13 protein-coding genes and 2 pseudogenes are annotated in these 14883 nt (G+C 71.2%); 6 read left to right on the top strand and 9 right to left on the bottom strand.

Annotation, left to right across the window (positions count from 1 at the left end; translation table 11 throughout):
* Positions 1 to 61: 61 nt before the first annotated feature.
* The gene (locus tag ABT245_RS27850; RefSeq protein ID WP_351738300.1) at positions 62 to 3076 is read left to right on the top strand and encodes an alpha-mannosidase; all 3015 of its coding nucleotides are present in this window, start codon (positions 62 to 64) and stop codon (positions 3074 to 3076) included.
* A 250-nt stretch (positions 3077 to 3326) separates the two neighbouring features.
* Here ABT245_RS27850 and ABT245_RS27845 read toward each other — a convergent pair.
* The 4 genes and pseudogenes from ABT245_RS27845 to ABT245_RS27830 all read right to left on the bottom strand — a co-directional run.
* Positions 3327 to 3647 (bottom strand): annotated as a pseudogene (locus ABT245_RS27845) (FAD-dependent oxidoreductase); the annotation flags it as partial.
* Between the two features lie 294 nt (positions 3648 to 3941).
* Positions 3942 to 4067, bottom strand: coding sequence for a hypothetical protein (locus tag ABT245_RS27840; RefSeq protein WP_351738297.1), 126 nt, complete (start codon positions 4065 to 4067; stop codon positions 3942 to 3944).
* 174 nt (positions 4068 to 4241) lie between these two features.
* On the bottom strand, positions 4242 to 4886 hold the full coding sequence (locus tag ABT245_RS27835) for an NAD(P)-dependent oxidoreductase (RefSeq protein WP_351738294.1): 645 nt from the start codon (positions 4884 to 4886) through the stop codon (positions 4242 to 4244).
* A gap of 24 nt (positions 4887 to 4910) precedes the next feature.
* A complete protein-coding gene (locus ABT245_RS27830; protein ID WP_351738291.1) occupies positions 4911 to 5693 on the bottom strand; it encodes an MBL fold metallo-hydrolase in 783 nt (260 codons plus the stop codon).
* A 139-nt stretch (positions 5694 to 5832) separates the two neighbouring features.
* On the opposite strand from ABT245_RS27830, the gene ABT245_RS27825 reads away from it, so the two are divergent.
* Together ABT245_RS27825 and ABT245_RS27820 are read left to right on the top strand one after the other, a co-directional pair.
* Positions 5833 to 6732, top strand: a complete 900-nt coding sequence (locus ABT245_RS27825; protein ID WP_351738288.1) for a helix-turn-helix domain-containing protein — start codon at positions 5833 to 5835, stop codon at positions 6730 to 6732.
* A gap of 377 nt (positions 6733 to 7109) precedes the next feature.
* Positions 7110 to 7430: a DUF6191 domain-containing protein gene (locus ABT245_RS27820; protein ID WP_351738285.1), complete on the top strand. Its 321-nt coding sequence runs from the start codon at positions 7110 to 7112 to the stop codon at positions 7428 to 7430.
* A gap of 210 nt (positions 7431 to 7640) precedes the next feature.
* Here ABT245_RS27820 and ABT245_RS27815 read toward each other — a convergent pair whose 3' ends face one another.
* The 3 genes from ABT245_RS27815 to ABT245_RS27805 form a co-directional block, all read right to left on the bottom strand.
* Entirely contained in the window at positions 7641 to 9656 is a 2016-nt protein-coding gene (locus ABT245_RS27815; RefSeq protein WP_502982206.1) for an ATP-binding SpoIIE family protein phosphatase, read from the bottom strand.
* Positions 9657 to 9947: 291 nt separating this feature from the next.
* Positions 9948 to 10325 carry a PIN domain-containing protein gene (locus tag ABT245_RS27810; protein ID WP_351738279.1) on the bottom strand — a complete coding sequence of 126 codons (378 nt, stop codon included), beginning with the start codon at positions 10323 to 10325 and terminating at the stop codon, positions 9948 to 9950.
* The gene (locus ABT245_RS27805; RefSeq protein ID WP_351738276.1) at positions 10322 to 10585 is read right to left on the bottom strand and encodes a YlcI/YnfO family protein; all 264 of its coding nucleotides are present in this window, start codon (positions 10583 to 10585) and stop codon (positions 10322 to 10324) included. The genes ABT245_RS27810 and ABT245_RS27805 overlap by 4 nt, the downstream gene beginning before the upstream one ends.
* 541 nt (positions 10586 to 11126) lie before the next feature.
* Between ABT245_RS27805 and ABT245_RS27800 the strand changes: the two genes are divergently transcribed.
* A complete protein-coding gene (locus ABT245_RS27800) occupies positions 11127 to 11732 on the top strand; it encodes a response regulator transcription factor (RefSeq protein WP_351738273.1) in 606 nt (201 codons plus the stop codon).
* On the opposite strand, the gene ABT245_RS27795 is transcribed toward ABT245_RS27800, so the two are convergent.
* Complete coding sequence (locus tag ABT245_RS27795; RefSeq protein ID WP_351738270.1) at positions 11727 to 12380, bottom strand: Tn3 family transposase; 654 nt, start codon at positions 12378 to 12380, stop codon at positions 11727 to 11729. The two genes, ABT245_RS27800 and ABT245_RS27795, sit on opposite strands and share 6 nt — an antisense overlap.
* On the opposite strand from ABT245_RS27795, the pseudogene ABT245_RS27790 reads away from it, so the two are divergent.
* Positions 12310 to 12960: pseudogene (locus ABT245_RS27790) on the top strand (phosphotransferase family protein); the annotation flags it as partial. The gene ABT245_RS27795 and the pseudogene ABT245_RS27790 sit on opposite strands and share 71 nt — an antisense overlap.
* Positions 12961 to 13062: 102 nt before the next feature.
* Here the strand turns inward: ABT245_RS27790 and ABT245_RS27785 are convergent.
* Positions 13063 to 14025 carry a hypothetical protein gene (locus ABT245_RS27785; RefSeq protein WP_351738267.1) on the bottom strand — a complete coding sequence of 321 codons (963 nt, stop codon included), beginning with the start codon at positions 14023 to 14025 and terminating at the stop codon, positions 13063 to 13065.
* 235 nt (positions 14026 to 14260) lie between these two features.
* Here ABT245_RS27785 and ABT245_RS27780 point away from each other — a divergent pair, with 235 nt between their 5' ends.
* Positions 14261 to 14782 carry a response regulator transcription factor gene (locus ABT245_RS27780; RefSeq protein ID WP_351738264.1) on the top strand — a complete coding sequence of 174 codons (522 nt, stop codon included), beginning with the start codon at positions 14261 to 14263 and terminating at the stop codon, positions 14780 to 14782.
* Positions 14783 to 14883: the final 101 nt, after the last annotated feature.

The following is a 14883-nucleotide window of genomic DNA, read 5'->3' as shown; positions in this document are numbered from 1 at the left end:
CCGGGGACCACCGTCCACCCTGGTAACCACCCGCTGACGTACGACCTGGGGAGCAGCCCGCATGCATGACGACCGCAGCCTGGTCGAGGCCCGCCTCAAGCGGGTCCTCGGCGAACGCATCCGTCCCGCCGTCCACCCCGAGTCCGTGCCGCTGGCTGTCGCGGTGTGGCACGCGCCCGGCGAGCCCGTGCCGGTCGCCGAGGGCCTCGCGGCCGGGCCCGAGCCGATCGAGGTGGGCGCCCGCTGGGGTGCTCCGTGGGGCACCAGCTGGTTCCGGGTGACCGGGACCGTGCCCGAGTCCTGGGCCGGCCGTACCGTCGAGGCGCTGCTGGACCTCGGCTTCGACGAGAACATGCCCGGCTTCCAGTGCGAGGGCCTGGTCTACCGGCCCGACGGCACCCCGGTGAAGGGCCTCAACCCGCGCAACCAGTGGGTCCGCATCGGCGCCCCCGTCGCGGGCGGTGAGGGGGTACGGCTGCACATCGAGGCCGCCTCCAACCCCGTCGTCCTCGGCTACCGCCCCTTCCTGCCCACCCGGCTCGGCGACAAGGACACCGCGGGCAGCGAGCCGCAGTACACGCTGACCCGTATGGACCTCGCCGTGTTCGACGAGACGGTGTGGCAGCTGGTCATCGATCTGGAAGTGCTCGGCGAGCTGATGGCCGAACTGCCGGCCGACTCCGCCCGCCGCCACGACATCCTGCGCGCCGTGGAACGGGCCCTGGACGCGGTCGACCTCCAGGACGTGGGCGGCACCGCGGCCCGCGCCCGGCAGGAGCTGGCCGGTGTCCTCGCCTCCCCCGCCGTGCCCTCGGCGCACCGGATCAGCGCGGTCGGGCACGCCCACATCGACTCGGCGTGGCTGTGGCCGCTGCGCGAGACGGTGCGCAAGGTGGCCCGTACGACGTCCAACATGACCGCCCTGATCGAGGACGAGCCCGAGTTCGTGTTCGCCATGTCCCAGGCCCAGCAGTGGGCATGGGTCAAGGAACACCGGCCCGAGGTGTGGGCGCGGGTGAAGAAGGCGGTGGCCGAGGGGCGGTTCGTACCGGCCGGCGGGATGTGGGTGGAGTCCGACACCAACATGCCAGGCTCGGAGGCGATGGCCCGTCAGTTCGTGCACGGCAAAAGGTTCTTCCTCGACGAGTTCGGCATCGAGAACGACGAGGCGTGGCTGCCCGACACCTTCGGCTTCGCCGCCGGCCTGCCGCAGATCATCAAGGCGGCGGGCTCCAAGTGGCTGCTCACCCAGAAGATCTCCTGGTCGCGGACGAACAAGTTCCCGCACCACACCTTCCGTTGGGAGGGCATCGACGGCACCCGGATCTTCACCCACTTCCCGCCGGTGGACACCTACAACTGCGCCATGAAGGGCAGCCAGATCGCCCACGCGGCCCGCAACTTCAAGGACAAGGGCCGCGCCCGGCACTCCCTGGCCCCCACCGGCTGGGGCGACGGAGGCGGCGGCACCACCCGTGAGATGGTCGCCAAGGCGGCCCGGCTGCGCGACCTCGAAGGCTCGGCGCGCGTCGTGTGGGAGACGCCTGCGGCGTTCTTCGAGAAGGCGCAGGCCGAATACCCCGACGCGCCCGTGTGGGTGGGCGAGCTGTATCTGGAACTGCACCGCGCCACCCTGACCAGCCAGGCACAGACCAAGCAGGGCAACCGGCGCAGCGAGCACCTGCTGCGGGAGGCCGAACTGTGGGCGGCCACCGCCGCGGTGCGCACCGGATTCCCTTACCCGTACGAGGAGTTGGACCGGATCTGGAAGACGGTCCTGCTGCACCAGTTCCATGACATCCTGCCCGGCTCCTCCATCGCCTGGGTGCACCGGGAGGCGCGCGCCACCTACACGCGCCTCGCCGGGGAGCTGAACGGCATCATCGACGCGGCCCAGCGGGCGTTGGCCGGCGACGGCGGCACGGGGCTGGTCTTCAACGCGGCCCCGCACACCCGCGCCGGGATCCCGGCGGGCGGCGCCGCCGCACCGGCCACCGAGGGCGCGACGACGCTGAGCGCGCGCGAGGCCGGCGGGTTCACCCTGGACAACGGGCTGCTGCGCATCGGCATCGACGCGGACGGCCTGGTGGTGTCCGCGTACGACATCGACGCCGACCGGGAGAGCGTCGCCCCGGGCCGGGCCGCGAACCTGCTCCAGCTCCACCCGGACTTCCCGAACATGTGGGACGCCTGGGACGTGGACGAGTTCTACCGCAACACCGTCACCGACCTCACCGACGCCGACGCGGTCACGGCGGGCGAGGACGGCGTATCGGTGCGCGTCGTACGTTCCTTCGGTGCCTCGAAGGTCACCCAGGTGCTGTCCCTGCCGCCCGGGGAGCGGCGGCTGGTCGTGGACACGGAGGTGGACTGGCACGAGACGGAGAAGTTCCTCAAGCTGGCCTTCCCGCTGGACGTGCGCGCCGAACGGTACGCGTCCGAGACCCAGTTCGGGCACGTGTACCGCCCCACCCACACCAACACCTCCTGGGAAGCGGCCAAGTTCGAAGCCTGCAACCACCGCTTCGTGCACCTGGCCGAGCCGGGCTGGGGCGTCGCGGTCGTCAACGACTCGACGTACGGCCATGACGTGACCCGCACCGTCCGCACCGACGGCGGTACGACCACCACGGTGCGTGTCTCCCTGCTGCGCGCCCCGCGCTTCCCCGACCCGGAGACCGACCAGGGCATCCACCGTTTCCGGCACGCGCTGGTGCCCGGCGCGGCCATCGGCGACGCGGTACGCGAAGGCTGGCGGATCAACCTGCCCGAACGCCGCGTCGAGGGCGCGGGGGAGGTCGCGCCGCTGGTCACGGTGGACGACGACGCGGTCGTCATCACGGCGGTGAAGCTGGCCGACGACGGCGGCGGTGACGTCGTGGTCCGCTTCCACGAGGCGCACGGCGGGCGCGCCCGCGCCACGCTCACGGCCGGCTTCGAGGTCGCGGACGTCACGGTCACCGACCTCCTGGAGCGACCGCTGCCCGATGCGGCCGCCCCCGACCGGGACGGCGCACGCATCGCCGTACGACTGCGCCCGTTCGAGCTGGTGACACTGCGGCTGCGCCGCGGCTGAGCGTACGAGGGCGGGGCCGTCCAAAATCACCGGGCGGCCCCGGCTCCCCGCACGGCGCCGGCGTGGCCTCGCCCGGGCGAGGGCGCGGCCGTCATGGGCGAGGGCCACGACATCCTGGTGCGGCTGGTCACCCTGATGGCGCGTCTGATCGCCCGCCGGGCCGCCGACCGCCCGCCGCGGAGCGGCTGTTCCTGTCCTCGCCCACCGGTCGCCCCGCTCCGTGTCCCGCCGGGAGCGGCGGCGATATGGGTCAGGGCCGTTCCTCTGTGTTCTGCTGCCCCTGGGGAGCGCTGTTGAAGAAGTCGATGAGGCCGTGCGGTGCGCGGTCGCCGAGGCAGAGGTCCAGGACTTTGTACGCGTCGGCGTAGAAGGCCGTGCTGCGCGGGAACAGTGCCTCTTCGTAGGCGGTGAGCGCCGCTTCGATGTCGTCGGGGTGCGCGGCGATCGCCTTGCCGAGTTCGGCGCCGTCGAACATCGCCAGGTTCGCGCCGTCGCCGGAGGGCGGCATCAGGTGAGCGGCGTCGCCGAGGAGTGTCACACCGGGCACGCGGTCCCACCGGGGAGCGTGTGGACGCCTTGCCGGCCGGCACTCAGCGGACGAGAACCGGCGACGTCTCATGACGCGATGACGGACGTGATCACGGCACGATGCGGGTCGTGAGCGCCGATGGGCCTGGACTCCTCGCGGGGCGCCGCAGTGCGCGGCGCGCTGGCGGCGGCGTCTACGGAGGCAAGGTGGAGCCGACGTTGGCGGTGGCGCGTTGGCGGAGGCGCGTTGGAGCCGACGTTGACGGAGGCGCGTTGGCGGAGGCGCGTTGGAGCCGACGTTGACGGAGGCGCGTTGGCCCTCCGGTGTGTTCTCCGGTTACGCGTGGGCCGGGTGGACGGTCAGCAGGTCGTCCGGTTCGATGCGAGTGAGGACCGCGCGGCGGACCCGTTCGGCGACGTTCGACACCTCTTCAGAACCGTCGTCGGCCGGGTCTGTGCACACGGTAGAGACGCTCGCCCGCGGGCAGCCTCCCCCGGAGGGCGGCCCGGCGCTCGGGGGCGGGAAGGGGACGCGGCGGGTGCCGCCGGGCAGGCGCCGGGGTACAGGAATGGCGGCCCATGGCATTCCCCGTGCCGTTCCTGTCGTCCGACGGAAACGGAGGCCAGTCTCGGTGGGTCAGTATCCGACGGTGAAGCGGCGGTCGAGGTGCCGGGGGTTCTCGATCTCGTCGACGAGGGCGAGAGCGTAGTCCTCGTAGGAGACGCGGGCCTGCCCGTCCTCACCGACGACCGGGCGGTCGAGGCTGGTGCGGTAGCGGCCGGTGCGCTCGCCGGGGGCGAAGTGCACCGGGGGCGGGGAGACATACGTCCAGGTCACGTCGTCACCGAGTGCCAGGTAGGCGTCGAGGGCCTGGATCTGGCCGATCGCGTAAGGCTTGAACTCCTCCGGGAAGTCCGGCGCGTCGAAGAAGCGCACACCGTCGTCGTTCAGCAGGCTGGCGCCGCCGCCCATGTGGAGGATGCGCGGCCCCTTCGGGCCGAGGGCGCGGACGGCCTCGGCGACGGTGGCCACCGCCTCGGTGTACAGCCGCGCCTCGGGACTGCCGACGGTCAGCACCAGCGCGTCGGCTTCCTGGGCCAGAGCGGCGACCGTCTCGGCGTCGGTGACATCGCCCGCCACCGCACGCGCACCGTCGGGGAGAGGGCCGAGTCGTGCCGCGTCACGGGCGACGGCGGTGACCTCGTGACCACGGGCGGCCGCCTCGGCGACGACGCGGGAGCCGGCCTTCCCGGCGGCTCCGAAGACAACGATCCTGCTCATGTTCCTACTCCTTGGGGTGCGGGTTCAGGCGCCCTGCGCGCCGAAGAGGTACTGGTTGCCGATGTCAATCAGGAACGGTCCGCCGTGCGGCGGATAGCGCTCCAGGATCGCCTTCTTGTACGCCTCCCCGTCGTCGCCGAGCAGTTCGCGTGCGTCGGCCAGGTAGCGGCGCAGTCCCTCGTACACCTCCGGGCCGGCGGGCAGGCCGTGTCCGGCCAGGATCGTGTCGTAGGACGAGTCGGCGGCCAGCTGCTCCACGGCCCGCTGCCAGCCGGCGATGTCGTTGTTGCCGAGGAACAGGTGGATGCCGTGGTAAACGAGGTCCTGGGCGACCAGCACGCCCTGCTCGGGCAGCTTGATCACGAGTTCGTCGGCGGCTTCCCCGCCCGTGACGGCCTCGAAGACGAAGGGCACCCCATCGATGACCTCGGTGCCCGGGGTGATCTCGACGGTCGGAGTGATGTCGGCGACCGGGATGAGAATGCCGGTCGGGTCCTGGACGGCGCCCTGGGCGGCGATCTGGGCGCGTACGGCGGGAAGCGCGTGCACGGGGGCGCCGAAGCGGGCGGCGCCGTGGAAATGGTCGGGGTGGGCATGGGTGACGATCAGCCGGTCGATCGGCTTGCCCAGGCCCTGGGCGTGGGCGACGACTTCGTCGGCGTAGGCCAGCGCGTACTGGGCGTCCACGGCGATGACACGGGCCGGGGTCTCGATCAGCTGGGTGGTGACATTGAGACTGTCGTCAGGGGCCATATAGCTGTGGACGCGAACCGCGCCCTTGTCGACGACCGTGACAGTGCCGTGCATGGTGACCGCTTCCTACCAGGCGGGCGACCTCCGTCCGGCTGCCCGTGCCCCTCCACTCTCACTCCGGCAGACCCGGCAGGCGAGATACGCTGAAGACCCTTGATGGTCGAAAACGGACAACACTGGGGTCATAGTGCCGATGCGACACATCGCCGACGGGGACCGGACGGGTGACGGCCCGATCCCGGGATTCGGGTTCAACCCGCCCACCGCACCGGTCTCCGGCTTCGAGGTCACCGACCTGGCCGCCCTGCACACACGCATGGCCGACGGCAGTCTCGAACGCGTTCACCGTGTCGGCTTCCACACCATCACACTGATCACCGACGGGAGCGGGGAGCACACCGTCGACTTCGTCAGCTACCCGTGCCGCCCCGGCACACTGCTGTGGATCCGCCCCGGCCAGGTCCAGCGCTTCGGCCGCCCCGGCACGATGAACGGCCCGCACCTGCTGTTCACCTCCGCCTTCCCCGCCCACCTCACGAGCACCGCCCGTCTCCTGGACGAGTGGCACGGGCCCGTCTGCCGGCAGCTCGGCACCGACCGCGACTACGCCGCCGTCTCCACGCTGCTGGGCCAGCTACGTGCCGAGTTCACCCGGCGGCCCGGTACCGTCTCCCCTGACATCCTCCAGCTCGAACTCGCCACCCTGCTGCTGCACATCGCCCGGTTGCCCCAGCACGGCGCGCACACCGACCCGGACGCCGGTGGCGAGATCTACGCCCGCTTCCGCGCCGAGCTGGAACGCTCCTATGCCGCCACCCGTCGCGCCGAGGACTACGCCGGCCATCTCGGGTACACCGTCAGGACCCTCACCCGCGCCTGTCTCGCCGCCACCGGCCACACCGTCAAGCAGGTCATCGACACCCGCGTCGCCCTGGAGGCTCAGCGGCTGCTCGCCCACAGCGACCAGCCCGTCGCCCTCATCGCGCGCCGCCTCGGCTTCTCGGAGCCCACCAACTTCGGCAAGTTCTTCACCCGCCACACCGGCACCGCCCCCGGCGACTTCCGCCGCGGCCACCGCTCTTCGGCGTCCTGAGCAGGGGCGGTACGCCGACGGCACGTGCGTATCCGATGTCGTGGACCGCGCCGGGCAGCGCGGACGAGGCCCCGGCGGATAGGTCACACGCCACGGCATACTGCCACCGCTCCGGGCCCGTCAGGGACTTGCAAAGAAACCGGCGAAAGTCCCGCAGCCAAGCGACGGCGGTGCGGGGCGCTGCGGCTCGACTGACATCGGCCCCCGGTGCGGTCGCTGACGGCTCGGGCACGGTAGCGCTCGCGGGCCGATCGTGCGGGCAAAGGCTGGATGAAGAACGGATCACCGAGCTGATCGTCGGCAGCGGAGGCAAGGAACCTAGAGCGTGTGCCACCGCGGGGGTGACTGTCCGCGGACTCGGCCTGGATACTGGGGAGATGGAATTCGTCTTCTTCATGACCCTGCCCGGGCTGGTCATCGTGCTGACCCTGCTGGCCTTCGTCGACCAGCTGCTGTTGCGCGCGGGGCGGGCCGGAGCGCTGCCGTGGCGGAACAGCGTACGTCAGGGGCAGATATCGGCGACCGGATTCGAACAACTGCATGCGAGCCTTTCCCCGGGCAAGCAGCACGAGCTGAAGGAGCGGCAGTCGTCCCTGGTCATGCCGGACAACGAGGATGACGGGGCCCCGCCGAACAGGACGACGGTGGATCTGACCGCGGGAACGGCGGTCGTACGGATGCCGCGCTCGGGGCGGTAGGAGCAGAACACCGAGCGGCACCATTGCCACCGTGCCGCACTCGCCGGAACCGAGTGCGGCTGCCGAGTGTCCCGGTGCCGGCCGGGCAGGTGGCGCAGGTCCGTACGATCGCGGAGAGCGGCCGCACGCCACGGTCGCGCGGGGCGCGGCGTCCGTGCGGAGACGCGGGCACCACGAGGGCCGAGGCGGCAGGACGAACCCGGGCCGCTCTCAGGTGACACGGTGCGGGATGTCCTGCTCCGTCCAGATGCATTTGCCGTCGCGCAGATAGCGGGCGCCCCAGCGTCGGGAGAGGGCGGAGACGAGTTGCAGGCCGCGGCCGCCCTCATCGGTGTAGGCGGCGTGCCGGATGCGCGGGGTACTGAGGCTGCCGTCGTAGACCTCGCAGGTCAGGGAGTGGCTGTTCAGCAGGCGCAGGCGGATGGGACCCTCGGCGTGCCGGATCACGTTGCCGATCAGCTCGCTGGCGAGCAGCTCGGTGGTGATCGTCAGTTCGTCCAGGCCCCAGGCGTCCAGTCGCTCGCGGACGAATGCCCGGGCCTGTCCGGCTGCGCGGGGATCCTCCGGGAGGACGCAGGTGGCGACGTTACCGGCGTTCATGGCCCGTATGCGGGCGATCAGCAGCACCGCGTCATCGATCGTCCGGCCATGCTGGGGCAGCAGAGCCGAGATCACCGTGTCGCACAGGTCGTCGAGATGTCGGATGCTGTCGGCCTCGTCCCGCGCCGTGAAGACGGGCGCCGCACGCTGGGCGAGGAGTTGCTGGAGCCGGGCCAGCCCCTGGTCGAGACCCTGGTCGGGGGTTTCGACGAGACCGTCCGTGCACAGGACCAGCAGGCTCTCCTCGGGCAGCAGGAACTGGTGTATTTCAAATGGTGGCTCGGCGGCACCCAGGGGCGGGTCGGCGGTCAGGTGGGGTATGTCGACGGCGCCGTCAGGATGGACGACGACCGGCGGGGGATGACCGGCCAGGGAGAACGAGCATATCCGGGTGATCGGGTCGAAGACGGCGTACAGGCAGGTGGCGTACCAGTCATCGCCCAGGTCGCTGACCAGGTCGTTGAGTCGGCTGAGCAGCTCGTCGGGAGGCATGTCCAGGTCGGCGAGGGTGCGCACCGCGGTACGCAGCTGACCCATGGTGGCCGCTTCGGGGATGCCGTGCCCCATGACGTCGCCGATCACCATGGCGACCCTGTCGGCGGGCAGCGGGATCACGTCGTACCAGTCGCCGCCGATGTGCTCGCCCCTGCCCGCGGGCAGGTAGCGGGCGGCGGCGGTGACGGCAGGCAGGCGGGGCAGCGTCCGGGGAAGCAAGCTGCGCTGCAGTGCTTGTGCCCGGGCGTGCTCCACGTCGTACAAACGGGCCCGCTCCAGCGCCTGTCCGACCAGACCGCAAAAGGCGGTCAGCAGCGCGCGCTCCTCGTCGTCGAAGGAATGCGGCCCGGTGAAGGAAATGACGCACACGCCGACGGCGTGCCCGGAAGCGATCATGGGCAGGAACGCCCATGACTGTTTCTGGGATGCCGCCGCCACATCCGCGAGCATCGGATAGCGCCGACAATAGTCGGCGACTGATTCCACGAACCAGGGACTACGAGCCTTCAGGACGTCGGCGGCCACGGGGTAGTCGGCCAGCGGGATCCCGTCCAGCAGACGGACGAAGTCCTGCGTGTATCCGGCGGAGCCGACCACACGATGCCGGCCGCTTTCCATCACCCAGACGATGAGCCCGTCGGCGCCGAACGGGGGCAGGACGTGGGCCGCGACGGCCTGCACGACCTCTTCGGAGGTGAGGGCCTCGGCGAGCGCCGCGGTCAGCTTGCCCATCAGGACCGTCCGCTCGGTGCCGGCCTTCGACACGTGGGCGGGCGGTGCGCCGGGCACATCCTCCAGGCGGGCGGCGACCCAGCTCGCCATGGCCCGCAGAAACGATCGCTGCACCTCGTCCGGCTCGCACTCTGCCGTGATCACGGAGAGCGCACCGATCGGCCCATCGGTACCGGGGAGGGGCACCGCTGCCGTGCCGGCCGCCCCGAGGCCCAGGCTGTCCCCGGCCACCCAGACATAGCCATCGCGCCGCATGGCGAGCACCGGCGCCACATCCTGCTCATCGGAGAGACTCGCCCACGCCTCCGCGTTCTGCGAGGGCACCCCGCAGGCCGCGACCGGGCGCAGCCGACGGTCATCGGGATCACACCAGTGCAAGAAGGAGCCCACACATTCCATGGCACGGCAAACCAGCGTCAGCGCCTTTGCGCCCCGCAGCGCAATATCTGACATATGCGAGTCATTCGCATCAACGGGGAAGCCCGGCCCCGACTCCTGGGGGTGGCTCCCCGTTCTGGCTGTCGCAGGTGCCAACTCGTCTCCTGCTTACTCAATGGATCATGATTTCCTGCATGCGGTGGCAGATTGAGACTATCCCCTAAATACCGAGATGACTTTGTTGCCCTATTTTATGTGCCTCTGGGGGCAGGCGAAAGATCACCGACTTCTCTCGCCGCCCGGCGTGGTGTTCTACGGGCTCAGGGGGTTGAGCGGGGTGACTCCGGTGCCCAGGTAGAGGTCGGGGTCCAGGGAGAGCAGCGTGGCGTCGTCGCCGGCCTGTCGGCCGACGAGCAGGGTGGCCGCGGGGTGCAGAATCCGCCAGTCCGCCTGCCGCCAGGTCCCGGCCACCAGGGCGTGCGCGTGGGTGAAGTCGGCGACGGTGGTGAATCGGCGGCTGAGGATGTGCTGGCCCGCGCCGGGTTTCTCGCGCTCGGCGACCGTGGCGGACAGGGCCGGGATCACGATCTCGGCGTATCCGTAACTGGCCTCGACGTACAGGCCGTTGAGGAATTCGTCGCCTTCGGCGAGGGCGTGGACGCAGGTGTGGTCGAGCAGGACGCGGATCACTCGGCGTGCCGTTCCTGTCCGAGACGCTGGAGGAAGGCGCGGGCACGGGAGCGCGCGTCGGCCGAGACGGTCACCCCGGTCGTCCGGCGGATCTCCTCCAGCGCCTGCTGCGCGCGCTGTTCCCTTTCCTGTTCGGTCAGCTCCCGCCGCACCAGTTCGGCCAGGAGGTCGTTCATGGTGGTCTTGCGTTCGCTGGCCAAGGTCCTGAGGCGGTCACGGACGGCCTTGGTCGTCTTGATACTGGTGTCCTGCTCTCCCATGAGGGCACTCTACCGCCGGTAGAGCGACCCCGCGCCCGCCACGCGAGGCGTGCCATGCCACGCCAGCCGCGTCTGCCACTTTCGGGATCATCAGCCGCGCCGGCCACTTTCTGACACCTCAGTCGCAACCGCCACGCCAGCTGCGGCCATGCCTGTCACCTGGGCCACCGCTGCCACGCACGCCACGCAGCCACGTCGGGTACGGCTTCGGGGGGCGACGCCCAGGAGGACGGTTCAGGCGTCTCGGTCGGCCGCCGGGGCACCGCTGGGACCGGGCCCGGCCCCACCCCGTCTTCCGTGATGCACGTCACACAGATCCACGATCTGTGCGCGTCATGAGTCGTGCGGTGGCGTCTCGTTAGGCCGAGACCGGTCAACGCGACCGGGCGACCCGGTGAAGAGGAAGCCACGGTTGAAGGATGAGCGTGCGGGGCGTTCCGTGGATGCGGAACTGTCGGTCAAGGCGCGGGCCGGTGTCTGTCTCCGGACGCCGCCCGCGCCCGACGCCACCGGTCCCCGCCCCACGAGAGAGGTCCCAGCCATGACATCGCCCACACCGCCCACACTGCCTACGCCGCCCTCGACGTCCTCGGCGCCCTCGGCGCCCTCGGCGCCCTCGGCGCAGCCATCGCACGTCCTCACTCCGCGTCAGGAAGAAGTACTGCGGCACATGCTGAACGGTGCCACGGCGGACCAGATCGCCCACACACTCGGCATAGGCCGGGCCACCGTGCACACCCACCTACGAGCCGTCTACGCGGCCTTCGGCGTCAAGAGCCGCGCGCGGGCGGTCATAGCGGCCATCGAACGGGGCTATCTGCCGGAGAACGCCGACCCGGTGTGGACACACGACCGCAAGCAGGTGCTACGCGCCCTTCGCCAGGCATGGAGCCCCTGCTGGGCCCACCCCGTCTACACACCCGACTGCGCGGTGTGCGTCCGCGCGGCCACCCTCACCCACGCCATGATGCTGGTACGAACCCCCGACGCGACACCGAGCCCACCCCGTGCGACCGCGGGTCCGCCGGCCAACGACCCCCGGCCGCCCCTGTCCGCGATACCCGCCAGACACCCACTGGCCCGGCCCGGCGAACCGTCGCCCGTCCCGTACACCACGAACAGAGCCACCCACAGAACCGCCTCATGACGCCCACCACCGCGCCGGGTGTGCGGTGGCGGGCCCAGATGCCCCCGTAGCCGGCAGCGGGACCGGGACCGGGGCATCTGGGTAACCGGAGGAGCCCTTGGCGGGGGCGGTGAACGCGACGCGGTACCGCCCGGCGTCCGCGGTGGCCGCCGCCCGCAGCGGCTGCCAGGTCCTGCCGTCGTCGTAGAAGGCCCACATCTTCACAACCGAAGTCCCAAGCGGACGAGGACCGTTCGGCGACCGAAACCGCGGTGTACGGGACGGATCGTTCCGAAATGGTGGGAGCGGTGCGTTCACGATGGGAACCCACGATCCCGAGCCCCGGATCAGGTCGTGCCCGCGGACCTCTCCCAGGGTCAGCGAGCCGACCACGCAGAGCATGTCGCCCCGCTGCGCGCGTATCCGGTCCAGCCGGATGGTGTGGTGCGAGACCGGCTGGAGCGGACCGTAGTCGGCCGCGGCGTGCGTACGCCACAGCCGGGCATCGGAGATGACCGCGATCCTCGGCGAGAACCGGTAGCCGCAGATGGCGAACAGGCCGAAGACGATGTCCGAGTACGACGCGGCGTCCGTGATGACGGCTGAGCCGCTGTTCCAGGGCGGCGCCCACGGCACCGGCGAGGTGCCGTTCCTGGTACTGAGTCGCATTCCCGAAGAACCGCTGGAGACCGACGCGCTCAACGATGCCCAGGTGGTCGACACCGTGGCGGCGCAGTACGCCACGCTGCTGTCCGCTCTGGCCCGTGCCGGCACCGACGAGACGGTACGAGCGGTTCTCCCTGAGGCTGCGGAAGACCGCTGGCGGCGGTTCGCGGAGAACCTGCGCGCGGAGTTGTTCCGGCTCATGTCCGACGGCGGGCGCCTACGGGCCGAGCGGGAACTCGTCGCACTCGACAGCCTTCCCCAGGTCACCCGGGCAGTGGTGCATGGCGACCTCGGTCCGGAAAACGTCCTGTGGGAGTGGACGCACGGCCTGCCGCGCCTCTCCGGCGTACTCGACTGGGACGATGTCACACTCAGCGACCCGGCCGAGGACCTCGCAGCCATCGGTGCCGGCTACGGCCATGAGTTCCTGGAGCGGGTGCTCGCCCTGGGCAACTGGTCGAACCACGGACTCCTTACCCGTATCGCCGCGATCCGCGGCACATTCGCCCTGCAACAAGCCCTCTGCGCAGTCCGCGACGGCGACGAAGCAGAACTCGCGGACGGCCTGGCCGGCTACCGCTGAGGCAGGCACGCCAACACCGGGGGCGGGTGTCTCACGGCAACCGGCGTCGCCGTGGCGGCATCCCGGCAGCCGGGTCAGGGGTCCGCCGCCCGGGCCGGGCCGTCATCGTCTGAGGACGTGGGGTGGGGGGTCGGCGCGTCCCGTCGCGCTGCCGCGCCATCGCGCCCAGACCCGCCCCGGTGCGCGTCGGGCGGCGGTTCCCGATCTGGTCAGCTCCGCGGGCAGGCTGGTCCCGGGGACCTCGGCCTCCGCGGTCAGCAGCCTGCACAGCGCGCAACCGGCCAGATGGGTGTGGGCTTCGGCCATCTGGGCGTCCGTCAGTTCGTAGCGCACGTACGAGGCGGCCGTCAGATACGACAGGTGGTCACCCCGGCCCTCCACGGGCCCGGTGCGGCGCAGCCCCCGCCACAGATACGCGTCGACCAGGGCGTCCTGGCCGGCCCGCAGCAGCCGGGGCGTGTATCGCCCGGCCGGTTCGCCTTCGACGCCGACCGCCCACAGCACATCCGCGTGGTGCGAGGGGAGCGAGGCCAGGACATCGTACGCGAGCAGCGTCTCCTCGACGTGCCGCAGGCCGCCCATGGCCTCACGGCGCAGCACATGATCACTGGCGACCAGCCGGACCCCGATCCTCACCTCCCGCTGGAAGTCGAAGGTCCGGTCGCCCGGGGCGGTCTGCTGCAACGCGTGGACCGCCCGCCGGCAGGCGTGGAAGAGCACGTCCTCCATCGCGTCCTTCTCGGTGGGCCCGAGGTAGCGCCTGACGATCCTCGCGGCCGGACGCATCGCCCGCGCGCACAGCCGGTGGACGGCGCCGCATTCGCCGAGTCTGGCGCGGTGGACCAGGTCGGCCGTCTCGGGCGCGAGCGCGGGGAGGACCGGGGCCCCCGTGGACAGGGTGTGCGCGAACGGGTCCCGGCCGAGGCGCAGCAGCCGTACGGTGTCCTGTCCGGCCCCGGCCTGGTCCGGGACCGCCGGTGTCCTGCCCCGGGTGGTGGCCCAGCCGAGTCCGCCGCGCCGGCCGTTCCCGGCCTCGCCCCTGACGGATCTCCTGGGCTCGGTCATCGGCTCCTCGTCCTCCCCGTGCGGCGCATCCCGTCCTCCGGAGAGCCGGAGGCTTCGGAAGTCCTGAGACAGGGCGGCCGTAGGCATGACGCGAACGGCTCCTCGTGGGCGCGTCATGACGGCGGGGCTGGGGGCTCTGGTCTAGGCAGCCCCCTTCGACCGTCCCCCGGAGGGGGCGTCACCACGGGGGCGATCACCACGCAGGGACGCGACGAGACGGCAGGAAAGGAAGACCGTGACCATCAGCGATCCGGAGACCATCGTGCGAACGGCCCATGGGCGGGTTTTCAAGCCCAGCGGCAGGCAGATCCAGGTCCTGTCGGGTATCGCACGCGGCCACACGAATGCCGAGATCGCCAACCATCTCCATGTCGCCTGGCCCACGGTCCAGCGGCACGTCTCCCGGCTGGGCAAGGGTCTCGGGACCAACGAGCGTGCCGAGATGGTCGCCATGGGGTACGAACGCGGCTGGCTGACGAACCTCTCGCCCGAACCCCGGGAGTCGATCGTCCTCAGTGACCGCTGTCAGGAGGTACTGCGGCACATCGCCGCGGGCAAGAGCAACGAGGAGATCGCCGGTGAGCTGTATGTGACGGTGAACACCGTCAAGACCCATATCCGCCGCATTCTCGGCGTCATGCAGGCCCGCCGCCGGGCCCATGCCGTGGCACTCGCCTACCAGCACGGCTACCTGCGCATCCGCGCTGAGCGGGGCCTGCACGTCCTGACCCGGTCCGGCGGTGCACTACCCCGGTGACGGCGGCGGGCGGCCGGGACGGCGGGCGGCTGGGACGGCAGGCGGGACGGCGGGCGGCCGGGACGGCGGGCGCGGTCACGGATGTGCCGCCCGCCTCCCGG

Source organism: Streptomyces sp. NPDC001508 (assembly GCF_040298665.1).
In the GTDB taxonomy this organism is placed as follows: domain Bacteria; phylum Actinomycetota; class Actinomycetes; order Streptomycetales; family Streptomycetaceae; genus Streptomyces.
The sequence above is the reverse complement of the archived record's forward strand: the minus strand, read 5'-3'. Positions and strand labels throughout refer to the sequence as shown.

Coding starts and splice junctions, on each gene's coding strand:
- ABT245_RS27850 (WP_351738300.1), top strand. CDS start 62: ATGCATGACGACCGCAGCCTGGTCGAGGCCCGCCTCAAGCGGGTCCTC.
- ABT245_RS27835 (WP_351738294.1), bottom strand. CDS start 4,886: ATGAGCAGGATCGTTGTCTTCGGAGCCGCCGGGAAGGCCGGCTCCCGC.
- ABT245_RS27830 (WP_351738291.1), bottom strand. CDS start 5,693: ATGCACGGCACTGTCACGGTCGTCGACAAGGGCGCGGTTCGCGTCCAC.
- ABT245_RS27825 (WP_351738288.1), top strand. CDS start 5,833: ATGCGACACATCGCCGACGGGGACCGGACGGGTGACGGCCCGATCCCG.
- ABT245_RS27820 (WP_351738285.1), top strand. CDS start 7,110: ATGGAATTCGTCTTCTTCATGACCCTGCCCGGGCTGGTCATCGTGCTG.
- ABT245_RS27815 (WP_502982206.1), bottom strand. CDS start 9,656: ATGGAATGTGTGGGCTCCTTCTTGCACTGGTGTGATCCCGATGACCGT.
- ABT245_RS27805 (WP_351738276.1), bottom strand. CDS start 10,585: ATGGGAGAGCAGGACACCAGTATCAAGACGACCAAGGCCGTCCGTGAC.
- ABT245_RS27800 (WP_351738273.1), top strand. CDS start 11,127: ATGACATCGCCCACACCGCCCACACTGCCTACGCCGCCCTCGACGTCC.
- ABT245_RS27795 (WP_351738270.1), bottom strand. CDS start 12,380: ATGCGACTCAGTACCAGGAACGGCACCTCGCCGGTGCCGTGGGCGCCG.
- ABT245_RS27785 (WP_351738267.1), bottom strand. CDS start 14,025: ATGACCGAGCCCAGGAGATCCGTCAGGGGCGAGGCCGGGAACGGCCGG.